General features: G+C 36.0%; 18 protein-coding genes, 1 riboswitch and 1 other annotated feature. Of the genes, 8 read left to right on the forward strand and 10 right to left on the reverse strand.

Features of this window, described 5'->3' with window-relative positions; genetic code table 11:
• The 4 genes from QRN68_RS18710 to QRN68_RS18725 form a co-directional block, all read right to left on the reverse strand.
• A partial coding sequence (locus QRN68_RS18710; protein ID WP_285398411.1) for a nuclease-related domain-containing protein occupies nucleotides 1-870 on the reverse strand: 870 nt, incomplete at its 3' end.
• A 174-nt stretch (nucleotides 871-1,044) separates the two neighbouring features.
• Nucleotides 1,045-1,839, reverse strand: coding sequence for an ABC transporter ATP-binding protein (locus QRN68_RS18715; protein ID WP_285398412.1), 795 nt, complete (start codon nucleotides 1,837-1,839; stop codon nucleotides 1,045-1,047).
• A complete protein-coding gene (locus QRN68_RS18720; RefSeq protein ID WP_285398413.1) occupies nucleotides 1,832-2,860 on the reverse strand; it encodes an ABC transporter permease in 1,029 nt (342 codons plus the stop codon). Before QRN68_RS18720 ends, QRN68_RS18715 begins: the two co-directional genes overlap by 8 nt.
• A 225-nt stretch (nucleotides 2,861-3,085) precedes the next feature.
• Nucleotides 3,086-4,108, reverse strand: a complete 1,023-nt coding sequence (locus QRN68_RS18725; protein ID WP_285398414.1) for an ABC transporter substrate-binding protein — start codon at nucleotides 4,106-4,108, stop codon at nucleotides 3,086-3,088.
• Between the two features lie 361 nt (nucleotides 4,109-4,469).
• On the opposite strand from QRN68_RS18725, the gene QRN68_RS18730 reads away from it, so the two are divergent.
• Nucleotides 4,470-5,588: a hypothetical protein gene (locus QRN68_RS18730; protein ID WP_285398415.1), complete on the forward strand. Its 1,119-nt coding sequence runs from the start codon at nucleotides 4,470-4,472 to the stop codon at nucleotides 5,586-5,588.
• 109 nt (nucleotides 5,589-5,697) lie between these two features.
• Here QRN68_RS18730 and QRN68_RS18735 read toward each other — a convergent pair whose 3' ends face one another.
• The gene (locus QRN68_RS18735; RefSeq protein ID WP_285398416.1) at nucleotides 5,698-6,246 is read right to left on the reverse strand and encodes a GNAT family N-acetyltransferase; all 549 of its coding nucleotides are present in this window, start codon (nucleotides 6,244-6,246) and stop codon (nucleotides 5,698-5,700) included.
• Between the two features lie 300 nt (nucleotides 6,247-6,546).
• Nucleotides 6,547-6,591: riboswitch (PreQ1 riboswitch) on the forward strand.
• Nucleotides 6,592-6,599: 8 nt separating this feature from the next.
• Between QRN68_RS18735 and QRN68_RS18740 the strand changes: the two genes are divergently transcribed.
• A complete protein-coding gene (locus tag QRN68_RS18740; protein ID WP_285398417.1) occupies nucleotides 6,600-7,082 on the forward strand; it encodes a QueT transporter family protein in 483 nt (160 codons plus the stop codon).
• A 159-nt stretch (nucleotides 7,083-7,241) separates the two neighbouring features.
• On the opposite strand, the gene QRN68_RS18745 is transcribed toward QRN68_RS18740, so the two are convergent.
• Both QRN68_RS18745 and QRN68_RS18750 read right to left on the reverse strand, forming a co-directional pair.
• On the reverse strand, nucleotides 7,242-7,973 hold the full coding sequence (locus QRN68_RS18745) for a CPBP family intramembrane glutamic endopeptidase (RefSeq protein WP_285398418.1): 732 nt from the start codon (nucleotides 7,971-7,973) through the stop codon (nucleotides 7,242-7,244).
• Nucleotides 7,974-8,308: 335 nt separating this feature from the next.
• The gene (locus QRN68_RS18750) at nucleotides 8,309-8,701 is read right to left on the reverse strand and encodes a MerR family transcriptional regulator (RefSeq protein ID WP_285398419.1); all 393 of its coding nucleotides are present in this window, start codon (nucleotides 8,699-8,701) and stop codon (nucleotides 8,309-8,311) included.
• Between the two features lie 287 nt (nucleotides 8,702-8,988).
• Nucleotides 8,989-9,189 (forward strand) — a binding site (T-box leader).
• A 60-nt stretch (nucleotides 9,190-9,249) separates the two neighbouring features.
• Here QRN68_RS18750 and trpB point away from each other — a divergent pair.
• Nucleotides 9,250-10,413, forward strand: coding sequence for a tryptophan synthase subunit beta (gene trpB, locus QRN68_RS18755; RefSeq protein WP_285398420.1), 1,164 nt, complete (start codon nucleotides 9,250-9,252; stop codon nucleotides 10,411-10,413).
• A gap of 44 nt (nucleotides 10,414-10,457) precedes the next feature.
• On the opposite strand, the gene QRN68_RS18760 is transcribed toward trpB, so the two are convergent.
• Nucleotides 10,458-12,083, reverse strand: coding sequence for a long-chain fatty acid--CoA ligase (locus QRN68_RS18760; RefSeq protein WP_285398421.1), 1,626 nt, complete (start codon nucleotides 12,081-12,083; stop codon nucleotides 10,458-10,460).
• Between the two features lie 513 nt (nucleotides 12,084-12,596).
• On the opposite strand from QRN68_RS18760, the gene QRN68_RS18765 reads away from it, so the two are divergent.
• The gene (locus tag QRN68_RS18765) at nucleotides 12,597-13,058 is read left to right on the forward strand and encodes a hypothetical protein (protein ID WP_285398422.1); all 462 of its coding nucleotides are present in this window, start codon (nucleotides 12,597-12,599) and stop codon (nucleotides 13,056-13,058) included.
• A gap of 33 nt (nucleotides 13,059-13,091) precedes the next feature.
• Here QRN68_RS18765 and QRN68_RS18770 read toward each other — a convergent pair whose 3' ends face one another.
• A complete protein-coding gene (locus QRN68_RS18770) occupies nucleotides 13,092-13,550 on the reverse strand; it encodes a hypothetical protein (protein ID WP_285398423.1) in 459 nt (152 codons plus the stop codon).
• A gap of 272 nt (nucleotides 13,551-13,822) precedes the next feature.
• Between QRN68_RS18770 and QRN68_RS18775 the strand changes: the two genes are divergently transcribed.
• From QRN68_RS18775 to QRN68_RS18790, 4 genes are read left to right on the forward strand one after another with little or no spacing between them, the layout of a single operon-like run.
• A complete protein-coding gene (locus QRN68_RS18775; protein ID WP_285398424.1) occupies nucleotides 13,823-14,362 on the forward strand; it encodes a sigma factor-like helix-turn-helix DNA-binding protein in 540 nt (179 codons plus the stop codon).
• The gene (locus QRN68_RS18780; protein ID WP_285398425.1) at nucleotides 14,328-14,444 is read left to right on the forward strand and encodes a YvrJ family protein; all 117 of its coding nucleotides are present in this window, start codon (nucleotides 14,328-14,330) and stop codon (nucleotides 14,442-14,444) included. The genes QRN68_RS18775 and QRN68_RS18780 overlap by 35 nt, the downstream gene beginning before the upstream one ends.
• Nucleotides 14,445-14,499: 55 nt before the next feature.
• Nucleotides 14,500-14,829, forward strand: coding sequence for a hypothetical protein (locus QRN68_RS18785; RefSeq protein ID WP_285398426.1), 330 nt, complete (start codon nucleotides 14,500-14,502; stop codon nucleotides 14,827-14,829).
• 12 nt (nucleotides 14,830-14,841) lie between these two features.
• Complete coding sequence (locus tag QRN68_RS18790; RefSeq protein ID WP_285398427.1) at nucleotides 14,842-15,048, forward strand: hypothetical protein; 207 nt, start codon at nucleotides 14,842-14,844, stop codon at nucleotides 15,046-15,048.
• Here QRN68_RS18790 and QRN68_RS18795 read toward each other — a convergent pair.
• Nucleotides 15,020-15,973 (reverse strand): L-threonine 3-dehydrogenase, encoded by a 954-nt coding sequence (locus QRN68_RS18795; RefSeq protein ID WP_285398428.1) that lies wholly within the window; start codon nucleotides 15,971-15,973, stop codon nucleotides 15,020-15,022. The two genes, QRN68_RS18790 and QRN68_RS18795, sit on opposite strands and share 29 nt — an antisense overlap.
• Nucleotides 15,974-16,347 lie beyond the last annotated feature (374 nt).

The raw sequence follows: 16,347 nt of genomic DNA on the forward strand, positions 1-16,347 counted from the left end.
TGAGTCAATATCAAAAAAATTACGAAATTGAGCATTTGTAATATTGTTGCTTATCATTAATCGAAAATCATGTAATGCGACTAGCATCGATTGATTATTAATCGATTGGCAATTGCTACAACGCCATTTCCCATGGGTGTAACGTAGGACATGGTCAAAATGACAATGCGAGCATAGTGCACCTTTCTTCAATTCATCCACTTTAATATCTAGGGTCCATTGAGTTGGTTTGTGCCTCGTCAAAATATCCGCTGATAATTCTCTCAAATCTGTTTCACTTAGACAGACTTGTTGATGCTGCTTGAACAGTTGACCTATCCTTTCAGCCAAGCCACTTACATGAATAATTGGCTGGGACGAAAAAGTGGGCGTCATAATCATATTCGGATTTGCTGAAACGACTATATATTCAATAGGGATATGATGTCCACTCATTTGAAATAGCCGACGCAAAAATCTAGCATGTCGCTTCACTTGATCAAAGGGATTTCTAAAGCCATCTACTCTACCATCAGAAGTAATTCGAATAAATTGATGGTTATCTTCCATATACTCTACATGGCCAACGATATTTTTAATTTCAACGATTAGCACAAAATGTTGGGACATAAATAATGTATCCATTTGATGCGTCGATCCCCCAGCACTCTCATCCTTAAGCTCTACATCATGCAATAAATAATACGCATGCTCCAAATAGATTTCCCGCCATTCTCGATCTACTCTTTGCTCGCCAGCAATACCAGCCTTTGTTCTTCCTAGCATTTCTTGAAAATAATCATACTTAACGTGAGATTTCGGTAACCGCCTTTCAATCATTTCTAACACGCGTTGCTTCGATGAAACTTCCCGCTTTTTTTTCAGTAGCATATTTTCACCTCCTTTAGCTAGATTATAATGCACTTTATCGAAACTGTTTGCTTATTTATCGAGAACTTTTGATTGTTTATCGACCAACTTTTTTTATTTATCACCCAACTTTTAAAAAATATCGACATCCAACGAAAAAACGCCCACACCTATGTATGAGCGTTTTATCATTTATTATCCTAGTAATGCACGGTCTGAGTTCATTTTCTCACCGCGGATTCGTTCGAACTCTGCCATTAAATCTGGAATGGTCAATTCATGCTTGCGATCCTCGCCTACTTCTAAAATGATTTGACCTTTATCCATCATAATCAGTCGATTCCCTAAGTCTAATGCTTGTTGCATATTGTGCGTGACCATTAATGTCGTTAAGCTGTCTTTCTCAACTAAATATTTCGTAATGCGTGTGATTAACTCTGCACGAGATGGGTCAAGTGCCGCTGTATGCTCGTCCAGTAATAAAATCGACGGCTTCGTGAACGTCGCCATTAAAAGTGACAGCGCTTGACGTTCCCCACCAGAAAGTAAGCCGACTTTTGCAGATAGGCGATTTTCCAGATTTAAACCTAACATCTCCAACGATTCCTTGAAAAATTCTCGACGCTTTTTATCAACACCGATACGCAAACCTCTACTCTTATTACGTGAGTAAGCTAACGCTAAGTTTTCCTCAATTGTCATCGTTGGTGCTGTACCAGCCATTGGATCCTGGAACACGCGACCAATGTAGTGGGAGCGCTTGTATTCTGGTAAAGTTGTAACCTCATTCCCATCAATTGAAACTGTGCCGAAGTCTGGTGTTAATGCACCCGAAACCATATTCATCATTGTCGATTTACCAGCACCATTACTGCCGATAATTGTGACAAAATCACCTGGCATTAAGTGCAAATTAATTTCTGCGAGTGCAATTTTCTCATCTGGCGTTCCTTCATTAAAAACCTTATTAATGCCGTGTAATTTAAGCAAGGCCATTCCCTCCCTGCTCCACCGTCTTTACTCGCGTCTTCTCTGCTGCGCGCTTCACCTTGCGTTTGCGCTCCTTACTCTTATTGATAAATTGAGGTAAGATCAGCGCTAAAATAACGATAATAGCTGTAATTAATTTCATATCCCCTGAATCAAGGAAATCTACACGTAATGCTAACGCTAAAATAATGCGGTAAATAATAGCTCCCGCAATGACAGCAAAAGTTGTGCGCATAATCGTTTTTGTACCGAAGATTGCTTCACCGATAATAACAGATGCAAGACCGATAACAATCATCCCAATCCCCATACTTACATCTGAGAATTTCGAATACTGTGCGATTAAAGCTCCAGAAAAGGCGACAAGTGCATTAGATAGTCCTAGACCTAGAATAATAAGTGTGTCCGTATTTGCTGAGAAGCTACGAATCATACGCTTATTATCACCAGTTGCTCGAATAGCCAGTCCGACCTCTGTTTTTAAGAACCAGTCTGCTATTAACTTAATTAAAATCGTGATAATTAATACTACAATCAACGTACTCCATGTTGAAGGTACTTGCTGAAAGCCCATGTTTTTTAACAGGTTATTTAATGTAGCATCTATCCCTAAATTACTCCAAAACGCTTGAAACTTTGAAAATATAGTCTCTGAGTTCAATAGTGGAATATTCGGACGACCTATCGTATTTTCTGCCGTTAACCCCATAATACGTAGATTAATAGAATACAAAGCAATCATCATTAAAATACCCGATAGTAGCGGATTAATTTTCCCTTTTGTGTGAAGAATTCCTGTCATACATCCAGCAATAAATCCAGCAACAATTGCCACTAAAGTCGCTAAGATTGGGTTGTAGCCAAGCAGAATCATTGTTGCTGCTGTAGCTGCCCCTGTTACAAAGCTTCCATCAACCGTTAAATCCGGAAAATCTAACACGCGGAATGTTAAATACACACCAAGTGCCATAATTGCATAGATGATTCCTTGCTCCATTGCGCCAAACATTGCTAAAAACATAGTTGAATCATCTCCTAATAATTTCTTAAATAAATATAATTCCGCTCATCACCATAATTTCAATGTATCCTATCCGCTACTTTGCCCCAGCATTTCTTTTCTATAGGAAACAGAGCGGTGTTTCTTCCTCCAACATGAGGTTAATTTTTCACTCTAAAAGAAGATAAAGCGGGGGCAGTTTTAGTTCTCCCCCGCTTTGCTTCATAAGATGGCTATGTCAGTCCATTACTTTTCAAAAAGCTCTGCTCCCCAAGAATCTTTGATTTCAATTCCTAAGTTATCCGCTACTTTTTTGTTGATTAATAGTTTTAAGTTTTGTGGGTATTGCGCTGGTGTATCAGCAGGTGTTGCTTCCCCTTTTAGAATCTTCACAGCCATTTGACCTGCTTCATAACCGATGTCGAAATATTCAAACCCGTATGCCGCTAAGCCACCACGTTCCACTGAGTCAAGCTCTCCTACAATTAGTGGTAATTTATTAGCATTCGCTACATCAATAACAGATTCTAGAGCAGAAACTACTGTATTATCAGTAATAATATAGAATGCATCTGCTTTACCGATTAATGATTCAGTAGCTTGTTTTACTTCCGCAGAAGTTGCCGCAGATGCCTCTACCACTTTTAGGCCTTGCTCACCCATAACTTTTTTCACTTCTTTTACTTGCGCTACTGAGTTTTGCTCACCAGCGTTGTAAACCATACCAACGTTTTTGGCACCAAGTTCTTTTAAGAATGCCACTGTTTTTGAAATAGTATCAGGGTGTAAATCGATCGTACCTGTTACATTTTTCCCTGGCTTCTCCATAGATTCAATGAGCTGTGCTCCAACAGCATCTGTTACAGAAGTAAAAATAATTGGAATATCACTAGTTGCTGTCGCTGCTGCTTGTGCAGACGGCGTAGAGTTAGCAAATATTAAATCTACGTTTGCACTTACTAGATTGTTTGCAATCGTTGTATTAAGACTATTATCCCCTTGCGCTATTTGCGATTCGTACTCAACTTTTAAGCCAGATTCTTCAATTGCTTTTTTGAAGCCTTCAGTTGCAGCATTTAAAGATGGATGCTCCACAATTTGAGTAATCCCGATTTTATATGTTTTGTCATCTGCTTTGCCGCTCTCACTTGCATTATTCGTTTCGTTCCCTTTCGAATCAGATGAACTAGAGCCACTGCTACCACAAGCAGCAAGCATTAAAACTAACCCAAATAACAGGAACGAAAGCTTTTTTAAATTGCTTTTCACAAATAATCCCCCCGATTTTGATCTCTGATATTTATCACACTTTATCCAAGCGAAGTGTGAACGTATCGCTATATTACAGTTATTATTGAGGTTCGTCAACAACATTATGAATGTTCTGACATTTACATTTGACAAAATATTTTAGTTTTTCATTCAATTTGCCGCTTTAAACCGCTAAACTACGCTGTTTTTACAGAATGATTTCTTTTTCTAACATAACAAAAATTTTTTTGACAATTTTGCGAAGTTAGGTAGTGAAAAACTTTTTAAAATTTTTTCTAACTTTAACTAACTTTTTATAGTTGGAAAGGCGTCTAATTTTTAGTAATTAAAACAATTAAATTTAAAGGGAGACCTAATTATGAAAAAAACAACTAAAAAATCTTGGATGATTGTATCAGCACTAACAATAGGAATGGCTGTCTTCACACCACATCAAGCTGAGGCAACAACAGCAAAACCAGCAAACGAAATGACTGTTAAAGCTGAGCAACAAATTAAAGGAACTATTAAAAACATTTACGGAGATAGCATTACAATCAAAGGGAAAGACGGTAAAAACTATTATATCGGAATCCAAAAGTTTTCAGATGAGCAAATAGCAAAAATGAACTTAGTTGAAGGTCAAGAAATCTCTGTAGAAGGTAGCTTAGTACAAGATTATGCAGACTTCTACACGTTTGACGTCTATAAAAAAGACTTACCTAAAGAAATCACAAAAGAAGATCTGGCTAAATTAGAAAAGTTGTTCAATCAAATGAAGAAGTTAGAAAAAGAAGAGAAGTATGAAGAAGTCGATAAAATCAATGTTGAAATGGATAAAATCACGAAGCCATATATTTTAGCTAGCTGGGTACCTGTATCCTTTGAAAAGTTCATTGAAGAGTACGGATTTAGTGAAAAAAATATAGTGATTAAAGAAAATGATAAAAAACAGCTGAAAGCAATTTATGAACAATGGATAAAACTAACGAAATCTGGTAAAGAAGACAAAGCACAAGAAAAATTTGATGAATTCCAAAAGATTCTTCAACCTTATTTAGATGCACTATATCCACCAGTAACATTTGAAGAATACATTTCAGATATGGAATTAGATATTCCAGCTGAAGCCTTACCAAAACTAAAAGCGATTTATAAAGATGCTCAAAAAGCAGATGCAGATAAAAATGATCAATTATCTGAAAAGCTATGGAATGACTTCAATGAAATGATTAATCTTTACACGAAGCCAATTAGCTTTGAACAATACTTATCTGACTTTGATTTCGAAATCAAAGCAACAGACAAAAAACAATTGAAAAAGCTTTATGAAGAAGCAATAGCTCTTGATAAAAAAGGTGACTCTGAAAAATCTAGTGAAAAATGGGCTGCTATCGACAAAATTTTAAATCCATATTATGAAGCAAATAAAGAAATTCTAATCTCAGCTTCTAAAGTAACGATTAACGGCAAAGTTTATCTTACACAGCATAAATAAGTAAAAGCTTCCGGGCTGATCCCAAATGACGGGATTAGCCCTTTCTTTTGTAAAGAAACTCTTCCGTATGAGTAAGGAAAATTAACTATACTAGTCTCAATGGTCAAATTTATGACAGGGCCCCATGATTCTGCTCAAACTCTTGTCTTGTCATACCGTAGCAAATACCATCGTAATAAGCTCCTTTAGTGAAAATGATATTTCTTAGTTGCCCCTCTTTCATGAAACCTAATTTTTCATGCAAGCGCATAGATGGTTCATTGAACGAGTAAACGGTTGTATTTACTTTTTGATAAGGACGCTCTGAAAAGAAGAAGCGAAGAACCATAAGAATCATTTCTTTTGCATAGCCTTTACCTCTGTATGGCTCAAATACAGCCAAGTAATAATCCAAGACACCATTTTTCAAATCACAATCAAAGGTTTCAATCATACCGACAATATTATTCTCTCTATCTACTGCAATAAAACGAAATTCATCATCTTCTTCTGACAATTGCTCTTCTACCCATTCCCTCATTTGATCCGCGGAGCGAGGAAAATGTATTGAATCCATATTTCGTAAAATTTCATCATCTAAAAATTCAAAGATAACGATATCTTCTGGTTGTATCGCTCGTAGTGTAAGACTTTGTCCTGTCCAATAAGTAACTGTCATTTCATCTTCCTCCATTATTTTTCCTCATCACCATAAACGCGGGATGATCTTTCAATCCCTAACTTGGCTCACCTCTATAACGCGAGGTTGATTTCCGTTCCGACTAGACGCCACTCCAATCATCTTATATACAAGGCTTACGTCTTAACAAATCAACCACAATTTTTGGTGATGAAAGTATTATTTAGAAAATATAATAATATTCCCCAATTAATATTTACATTATTAGTACAAAAATAGTTTCATCAAGTATTTACCACCCTTTACAAACAAGCATAATCATTGATATGATTGCACTTGCTTTACGTGGTTCGTAACCATCCCACGCAAAAAAACTAAGGAGAAATTAATATATGAAAATAAAATTTTTAGCAACGAGTGGTATTATTGCAGCACTCTATATTGCTGTTACATTGCTAGTCGCTCCATTTGGCTTTACAGAGGTACAGTTCCGTGTATCGGAAATTTTTAACCATCTAGTCGCCTTTAATCCACGATTTGCCGTTGGGATCATTATTGGTGTATTTATCTCCAATTTATTTTCACCAAACGGCATTCTAGATGTTTTTTTCGGTGTAGGCCATTCGATGATTACCCTTGGATTGTTCATTCTTATTTGTAAATTTGTCAAAAATATTTGGGCACGTTTAATCATTAATACATTGTTATTTACATTCACAATGTTTATCATTGCCTTTGAATTGAACATAGCCTTGGAAGTACCATTCTTCTGGACATGGCTAACTGTTGCTGCAGGTGAATTTGTTGTCTTAGCAATTGGTGCGCCGATTATGTATGTATTGAATAAGCGCTTAAACTTCAAAGATTTAATTTAACTGACGGATCTTATTAGAGCAGTGTTTAATAAAAGGAGGAACGGTGAAACCGTTCCTCCTTTTTGTTGTATTCACATTGAAGTTCGATTATTTTTCATGTAAATAAAGTTTAATACCTACCAAAAAAGCGTTGCAATCAGAAAAAAATAATATGTTATTTTAATCCTTTTCATTCTCATCACCTAATTTCCCCACGTAATCAATCAAAGCATGAAGAAGTATTAGAGGTATAATGGAGTTCAATGCGACTGCAAGCATCCCGAACACAAAGCCAAAGATGGTTGTCCTAATGACACCAGATAAATTCTGATATGTATGTGCAAGACCAAATATTATTGAGGTACACAATAGAACGAACCAAATTGACCATTCTGGAAATAATGTGTTAAATGCAAATATAAGCAATCCGCGGTAAATAATTTCTTCTGTGACCCCTGCTGTCCATGCCACTTGATTCCAAATGGCTTTGTCTTTCTTTGTAACAGGTAGTAACTCAGTAAACGCTATTTGCTTCATTTGTTTTTGCTTCATTATTTTCATCTTATTTTTAACTTTATCACTTATAAAATATCCAATTGCGTAATATAAAAGTAAAACACTATATAATAGAGCTACCCCTATAACAATATATGTAACAATTGTTCCTAATTCTTTTGTGTTAATACTAGGCATTATTACACGTAGTTCTTCTAATGTAAGTTCAGAATTTGCCACTACTATTAAAATAATAAGTGTTGGTATCCACAAACCTAGCATAACAATCTTATAATAGTGTATCCTGCTTGCTGGATCAGTCAGAACACGTATTTTAAATCTTTGATATAACCAATAACCTATAATTGGTTCATATAAAAGAGTAAACCCAATGAATCCCCATAATAGTATGTTCATTTTGTTTTATACTCCTTTAGCATGTTCTCTATTTTTTCAATTAACCATTCTTCTTCTTGTTTACTAAATGGTGACGAAAATAACATTCTATCCAACTGTATCTCCATTAGATTTGGTTCTGTTAGTAACCGATTAAATAGTTCAAGTGGTAGTTGAGAAAAAAATTCTTTGAGAATAGTATGTACTTCGGTATCCGTAAATTGGTTCTTATAAGCTATTTTCAATTGATTTATAATGTTTATTAAATGTGCATCATAACGAACGTTGTAACTATTTGATACTGTATAAATTTCATCTACAATTTCATTTGGTAAATAACCTTTTAACCATCGCTGCTAAGATTCCATGTGTAAATTATTTTGAATTAATGCAACAAATACCTCTGGTTCGATTACCTGATTTGATTGGGCTAACGAAATTGTATATTCAAGTAGTTCAATATTCTTTTTAATGTCCACCAATTTATGAAGCAATTTCTCCTTTTGGTACTCTAAAGATTCTGTTATGTCCCATTGTGATTGTCTCATTAGCTGTTGAATATCTTTTAACGAAAATCCTAACGCTTTTAATCCTGTAATTTTTTGTAGTGTAATTATATCCTCATTTTCATAAAATCTACGTCCCGTTTTCGAAATGTAAGATGGCTTTAACAAATTCATTTCATCATAATAGCGAAGAGTTCGGATCGAGACACCTGTCTTCCTCGAAAATTGACCAATCGGATACATCTATATTTCTCCTTTTCTTTTAATACATTCATTATAGTTTCTAACGTAACGGTAGAATCAATAGTGATTTTTGCTTTTATTTATAAAGAATTAAAGAGCTTATTATCAGTTATTAATTAATGCATTATAGCCTTCTTAAATCAGTTTGTCCGTTAGTGACACTAACATTGTTCTTTATTTTTAAACCAACTTTATTTAACGGCTTTATTGTTTGCGAACAGTTCGTTTTTCTATTTCTCGGAAGATATCTTGACAATATTCTGAAAATACTTTACAATTCTTTTCAATATAATGCTTAGAAAAAGATTAGTAGCAAGTAGCAGTATTTCTAGAGAGCTGATGGTTGGTGCAAATCAGTAGTACGTACTTGTGAATGGACTTTGGAGCAGCCTCATCAAATGTGAGGCCGAAGTTACTCCCCGTTACCGGAGTACGAAAGCGCGCAATTTTTGCGAATGAAGGTGGCACCACGGTTACTCGTCCTTTTTATAGAAGGATTGGAGTGACTTTTTTTATGGAAAAAATTAGATTAGAGGAGTCGAGAGCAGATGAATACATTAGCAGAGAAAAAAGGATATTTCGGTGAATTTGGCGGTAGCTTTGTTCCTGATGAGCTTCAAAATGTTTTAACTATTTTAGATGAAAACTTCCAAAAATATAAAGACGATGAAGACTTTAATAAAGAGCTAGAGTATTATTTCCGTGAATATGTTGGGCGCAAATCTCCACTTTATTTTGCTGAAAATTTAACAAAACAATTAGGTGGCGCGAAAATTTATTTAAAGCGTGAAGATCTTAACCATACAGGTTCACATAAAATTAATAACGTTCTCGGACAGATTTTATTAGCAAAGCGTATGGGTGCTAATCGTGTTATTGCCGAAACAGGTGCAGGTCAGCATGGTGTAGCAACAGCAACTGCTTGTGCAATGTTCGGGATGGATTGCACAATTTATATGGGCTTAGAAGATACAAAACGTCAAGCACTAAACGTCTTCCGTATGGAGCTTCTTGGTGCAAAGGTAGTAGCCGTTGATAAAGGTCAAGGACGACTAAAAGATGCAGTGGATGAAGCATTTGCTGATTTAGTAGAAAACTATGAAACGACTTTCTATTTACTAGGTTCTGCAGTTGGACCTCACCCATTCCCTTCAATGGTGAAGCATTTCCAATCCGTCATTAGCCGTGAAAGTCGCGAACAAATTTTAGAAAAAGAAGGAAAACTACCAGCAGCAGTACTTGCTTGTGTCGGTGGCGGTAGTAATGCGATTGGGGCTTTTGCAGAATATATTGCAGATGAAAATGTACGCCTCATCGGTATTGAACCAGATAAGGCTGCAACATTAAACGAAGGAACACCGGGTGAATTACACGGCTTCAAATGTTTAGTACTGCAAGATGCTGAGGGCAATCCACTACCAACTTATTCGATTGCCGCTGGACTAGATTATCCTGGTGCTGGTCCGGAGCATAGCTATTTAAAAACAATTGGTCGTGGAGAATATGTAACGGTAACAAATGAAGAAGTGCTTGAAGCATTCCAAGTGCTTTCAAAAGTTGAAGGCATTATCCCTGCACTTGAAAGCTCGCACGCAGTTGCTCATGCATTAAAGCTTGCGCCAACGTTATCTCCTGGTGACAGTATTATTATCAATATCTCTGGCCGTGGAGACAAAGACGTAGAACAAGTTTTTCAAATGTTAAATAAATAACAAAATGAAAGAGCGACTTCCCTTTATGGAAATCGCTCTTTTGACTATACTAATGAACTTAATTTCGGATAAATTTCTGCCACATTATCTCGAAGCTTAGCTTTCAGGAATTTCCCAACCGATGTTTTAGGAATTTCCTCTAAAAATACAACATCATCCGGCACCCACCATTTTGCAAATTGATTTTCTAAAAATGCAAGAAGCTCTGCGTCGGTTGCTGACTTTCCTTCCTTCAATACAACGCAGGCTAGCGGACGTTCTTGCCATTTGGCATGAGGAATTGCGATAACTGCTGCTTCCAAAACAGCATCATGCGTCATTAACGCATTTTCTAAATCAACTGAGGATATCCACTCCCCACCTGATTTAATTAAATCCTTTGTACGATCTGATATTTTAATAAAGCCATCCTCTGATCGCACCGCAATGTCCCCTGTATATAACCAGCCATCTCGATAGGCATCAGCTGTTCGTTCATCACGATAGTACTCGTGTGAAATCCATGGACCTCGTAAACGTAATTCCCCCATTGTCTCTCCATCCCACGGTACTTCTCCATTGTCATTAATAATACTAGATTCAATCCCAGCCATCGTCATTCCTTGCATTGCTCGCGATTCGATTTTCTTTTCAATTGGCCAGTCATCCATCCAAGACATATAATTCGATAACGCTACAATCGGTGTTGTTTCAGTCATCCCATATACAACAATATATGGAATGCCATATTGCTCTTCAAATGTACGAATAAGTCGAGTAGGTGAAGAAGAGCCACCACAACAAATGGCACGCAGCGAACTTATATCTCGTTCACGCTTCTCTTGTTCTTGTAACGCTCCAATCCAAATTGTCGGCACTCCAGCTGTTAATGTAATTTTCTCCTGTTCCACTAAATCTAAAATTATTGCCGATGTAAATTGTGGACCTGGCAGTACCTGTGTCGCACCTACATTGACACTTGCAAACGGTAGACCCCATGCATTTGCATGAAACATCGGTACAATCGGCATCACAACATCACGTTCGGAAATGCCCATTGAATCAGACATATTCAGCATCATACTGTGTAACACTAGACCTCGATGTGAATAAACAACACCCTTCGGATTTCCTGTTGTAGCACTTGTATAGCACATTCCAGCAGGCTCCTCTTCCTCTAAATCCTCTGGGAATTGATAGTTTTCATCCGCTGCTGCCAATAAATCCTCATATGATAATGCATTCGGTAATGTCGTTTCTGGTAAAGTATCCTCATCCGTCATAATAATATAATGTTTTACGGTCTTAAGCTCAGGCGCAATGTTTTCAATGATTGGTAGCAAATCAACATCGATTATTAAAATCTCATCTTCTGCATGATTAATAATATAAGTTAAATGCTCTTCAGATAAACGAATATTCACCATGTGCAAAACAGCTCCAGAACATGGTACCGCAAAATAGGCCTCTAAGTGGCGATGCTGATTCCAGGCAAAGGAGCCAATCTTTGATCCCCTTTTCATCCCCAGCTTTGTTAGCGCATCTGCTAAACGACGTGTCCTTTTCGCCCACTCTCCATATGTTAAACGGTGAATCTTCTGTGGGCTCGTTCGTGAAACAATAGTCTTTCTAGCAAAATAATTTTCTGCTCGATTAAAAAAGCTTGTTAATACTAACGGCGTCTGCATCATAAAAAACCATCCATCCCTTCGTCTTGTGAACTGCCTCTCCATTACCCTTGTGAAATATCAATAGAAATATATTCGAATACTATTAATATTCTGAATATGATTATATTTGAAAATCATAAATTACGCTATATATTCCAATAATTTTCTTTTTATTGTCAACATTTTCTAAAATAGCTCCTCGCCAATAAGTTGAGGATGACATTTATTAAAACGTCACCATGTATATAAGTTGATTGGAGTGAAGGCTGGGCGACTCCTCGGGGATCAGCAATAGAGGAACGAAGGCTAAAAGCATCACATCCTGTGATAACGCCTTCGTGACCAACATCCTGTTGGCCCGAGACCCTGGAGCGAACACGAAATTTCAACTTCATTCTTTGGCTGTTATGTCAACTCCAATTGTATATTAACTGTATAAAATTTTTTTTTACAAATTGGTTGATAAATCGTTGTGAATTTCTCTTTTATAGAGTGTTAGCTAACAAAAACTAAAAACTCAAGGGGGAATTTATTATGGCAACAGATTTACGAAATAGAATTGTGTACAAAAATCAAACGGTTGATTACGACACGCTTATACAAATGAAATTTGCTCAACTTACAGGGCTTGAGAAATTAAAAGCTAAGGACAGTGATGTTGATTCAATTGGTAAAGCAATCGCAGGGTTTACATTAACCGTTCTGGCTCTTGTTTTCTTTAAAAGTACAAAAGTAGGTGTATCTTCAGGGATTTCAAGTCTTGTTCTTTCTATGGCAGCATTAGGTTCAGCCAGTGTTATTAGCAATACACAAAATGGTTATAATCGACTTTCAACTGCTGGTGATTATATGTATCGATTCGGTGCAAGTAAAGTAACGATGGAAGTTGCTTATTTAGAGTATTATGATGCAGCAAATCAAACAGTTATTGCAGTTATTCAAGACGTATTAGCTAAATCTTACACGATGCCTGATGGTTCAGTAATTAAGCTATAAAAAAAGCACCTCCTATTTTAGTAGGTGTTTTCTTTATTTTACAGCTTCTTTAAAAATGTTTAAAAAGTTGTTATCGTCCTCGAAAACATAGTTTTTCGTATTGTGGTTTACATAAACTACGCCATCGTCTATATTTAGCCAAAATGAACTCACTGAATCAACAGTGAAGCTTACATAATATTGATATTTAAAGGTAGCTCCATTGTACTCTTTAAATGTTGCATTTTTAAAACTATTTATAAGCTCTTGCTCTATTTCTTTTGAAATTAAAATGTCTGAAGCTGTTGGTAATGGATTTTCCCTTTTGGGCGTCTGGTCCGTTGTTCTAATTGCTACGGATGTATTTTCTGAACTTAAATTCCCATTTTCAAAACCTAATATTTCATTTGAAGAATAATCCCTATATTCATCATACAAGTCTTTCCCTTTTATTAAACCAACAAGGCAAACTATGACGATTAAAATGGTGTAAAAAATTTTCTTTACGTTCAAATACACACCCCCATCTTTTTTTATTTATTATAGATTATACATTGTAACAAATTGGGATTTAAAATAAAATTTTTTCAAATTGGTTGATAAAATCGTGTTGAATTGTTCTTTATATAGTATAGAACCTTTGAACAACACAAATCCATTAAATAAGTAGATATTTTAACAGGCTTGATGTAAAAGTGACTGAAAATGTTACTATTGTAAATCCATTTTTTAGTCCGAAATAGAACATAAGTTTCTATTTCGGACTAATATAGTGAGGTGTATTTATGGACAAATTAGTAGAAAATTTCTTAGAGAAACACGAAAACAAAAGATTACTGAAAGAATATTTAACATGCCCAACTGATTTTAAAAGAGAGCATTTGCAAACAGAGTTTAATGAGTTTTTTCTACAAATAAAACTGTTATCTTATTTTTCCAAAAGCCTACATTTTTTAGCTCAAAACATTGATAAGAAGAATCGAGATAGAAATAAAAAAGCGTCTCTAACTTTGGTTGATTCAGATGACTATAAGAGCCTTCAAAATATTCCTGATGATAAAACTTTAGATTGTGAAATTCTTTTTGATGTAGAGTGTGTAGAAAATTATTTTGAAAATAAAATCCTCTATGAAGTTATCGCAAAATTAACCTTAAACCAAAAGAAAATTCTTTATTTGTTTTATATAAAAAGCAAGTCTGATAAGGACATAGCTCAAATATTGGGTGTGTCTGTACAATCTATCAATAAACAAAGAAATGGGGTTTTAACTAAAAAAGGAGAGTTTAAAGATGGATCTAAACGCTGTTGTTCAGATTATTGGTAATGTAGGCTTTCCTATTGCTATAACCATATACTTACTTCACACTTTCGGGGTAAAAATTGAGTCCCTTGATTCATCCATTTAAGATTTATCAAAAACTATTGCAAGCATTATCAAAAATAGAGAGGGATGAAATGTGAATGGCAATCAAAATGAACGATGAAAAAATTTTAAAATTCTTAGAAATGATAAAGCCGAAAATAAAAAAAGAATTGTTGCAAGCGAATTTTCAAGATAGAGAAGACTTAGAACAAGAGTTGACTTTATTTATTGTAAAGTTCCTAAAAGAAAATGAATTTGAAGAAGTCGATTTTTTGAATTGCTTAAACAAAGCAGCGCGAGTGAAGTGGCTCATCGGACGCCCCCAGGAAGCTTTGCTCAGTGCGAAAGCGAAGCGTCAGCAACAAATGTTTTATCTGTGCGAGAGCGTTAGCGTCAGCAACAAATGTTTTATCTGTGCGAAAGCGTAGCGTCAGCAACAAATGTTTTCTGTAGCGAAAGCGAAGCGTCAGCGGCAAATGTTTTCTGTAGCGAAAGCGAAGCGTCAGCGGCAAAGCGCCCAGCCGGAACGGAAATCAACCCACGTTATGCTTATGAGCCTAGTCAAAATAAAAAAGACGAAGAAATTAAATTCTTCGTCCGATTTTCAGGAGTCTTTATTTATGAAATGGCCTTTTTTTGTAGTTTGATTTTTAATTTTTCTAGCATATCAACTGTCATTTTTGCTAAGTCATACTGTGCTCTAAAGCCCCATTCTTTCTGTGCCGCTTCTATATTTATAGAATTTGGCCAACTATCTGCTATCGCCTGACGCACTGGATCCACATTATAATCCATATGGAAATGTGGCAAATGTTTTTTAATCTCCTTAGCAATTTCAGATGGCTCAAAGCTCATTGCAGTTATATTAAAGGCATTACGATGTATTAGTTTGCTACTATCTGCTTCCATTAAATCTACAATAGCCTGCAATGCATCTGGCATGTACATCATGTCCATGTACGTGCCTTCTTGAATATAAGATGTATACTTACCTTGCTCAATCGCCTCATAGAAGATCTCAACCGCATAGTCTGTCGTACCACCACCTGGAGGCGTTACGTATGAAATTAACCCTGGGAAGCGTACACCGCGAGTATCTACACCAAAACGATTGAAATAATAATCACATAATAGCTCGCCAGCTACTTTATTTACCCCATACATTGTTGTTGGGCGTTGTAATGTATCCTGTGGCGTATTATCCTTCGGTGTCGATGGACCGAACGCACCTATTGAGCTCGGCGTAAAAAATTGCAAGTTTAACTCACGCGAAACCTCAAGCGCATTCATTAAACCGCCCATATTTAAATTCCATGCTAGCAATGGATTTCTTTCTGCTGTTGCTGATAATAACGCCGCTAAATGCATCATTGTATCTGCACCAAAATCCTTCGCTAATTCATGCATTCTTTGTCCATCCGTCACGTCCAATACTTCAAATGGACCCTTAATATTTTCAAGCTTTCGAACATCTGTCGCTAATACATTGTCCTCTCCATAAATACCTCGAAGCTTTTCTACGAGTTCAGAACCGATTTGACCAAGTGCTCCTGTAACCATTATCTTTTTCATTTCTCCAAACCTCCACCTATGAACAATTGTACTTCTGGAAAGTACAATAATATATTAACAAACATTGATTTAATAACACTTTCGATGAATTTCATTATAAAGTGTTCACATTAAAAATACAACATTTATATTTTAATTTTTGACAAACAGAACGTAAAATCCTTTATCATCAGTATATGAGCCCTACTAAATATTGTGCTGATAAAACAAATAAAATACATATGTACACCCAGAATGTACATATGTCCATTTTCCACATAGCAACAATATTAATGGCTTCTCACCATACGTGGGGTTGATCTCCGTTCCGCCTGGGCCTTTGTTGCTGACGCTTCGCTTTCGCACAGATAAAACATTTGTTGCTGACGCTTCGC

The organism is Lysinibacillus sp. fls2-241-R2A-57 (genome assembly GCF_030209535.1).
In the GTDB taxonomy this organism is placed as follows: Bacteria; Bacillota; Bacilli; order Bacillales_A; family Planococcaceae; genus Lysinibacillus.

Bases quoted from the DNA above. Each gene is read 5' to 3' on its own strand.
- QRN68_RS18740 (WP_285398417.1), top strand. From the start codon at position 6,600: ATGAAAATAAAATTTTTAGCAACGAGTGGTATTATTGCAGCACTCTAT.
- QRN68_RS18795 (WP_285398428.1), bottom strand. From the start codon at position 15,973: ATGAAAAAGATAATGGTTACAGGAGCACTTGGTCAAATCGGTTCTGAA.
- QRN68_RS18775 (WP_285398424.1), top strand. From the start codon at position 13,823: ATGGACAAATTAGTAGAAAATTTCTTAGAGAAACACGAAAACAAAAGA.
- QRN68_RS18750 (WP_285398419.1), bottom strand. From the start codon at position 8,701: ATGTATCCGATTGGTCAATTTTCGAGGAAGACAGGTGTCTCGATCCGA.
- trpB (WP_285398420.1), top strand. From the start codon at position 9,250: ATGAATACATTAGCAGAGAAAAAAGGATATTTCGGTGAATTTGGCGGT.
- QRN68_RS18760 (WP_285398421.1), bottom strand. From the start codon at position 12,083: ATGATGCAGACGCCGTTAGTATTAACAAGCTTTTTTAATCGAGCAGAA.
- QRN68_RS18735 (WP_285398416.1), bottom strand. From the start codon at position 6,246: ATGACAGTTACTTATTGGACAGGACAAAGTCTTACACTACGAGCGATA.
- QRN68_RS18785 (WP_285398426.1), top strand. From the start codon at position 14,500: ATGGCAATCAAAATGAACGATGAAAAAATTTTAAAATTCTTAGAAATG.
- QRN68_RS18780 (WP_285398425.1), top strand. From the start codon at position 14,328: ATGGATCTAAACGCTGTTGTTCAGATTATTGGTAATGTAGGCTTTCCT.
- QRN68_RS18745 (WP_285398418.1), bottom strand. From the start codon at position 7,973: ATGAACATACTATTATGGGGATTCATTGGGTTTACTCTTTTATATGAA.
- QRN68_RS18730 (WP_285398415.1), top strand. From the start codon at position 4,470: ATGAAAAAAACAACTAAAAAATCTTGGATGATTGTATCAGCACTAACA.
- QRN68_RS18765 (WP_285398422.1), top strand. From the start codon at position 12,597: ATGGCAACAGATTTACGAAATAGAATTGTGTACAAAAATCAAACGGTT.
- QRN68_RS18720 (WP_285398413.1), bottom strand. From the start codon at position 2,860: ATGTTTTTAGCAATGTTTGGCGCAATGGAGCAAGGAATCATCTATGCA.
- QRN68_RS18790 (WP_285398427.1), top strand. From the start codon at position 14,842: ATGTTTTCTGTAGCGAAAGCGAAGCGTCAGCGGCAAATGTTTTCTGTA.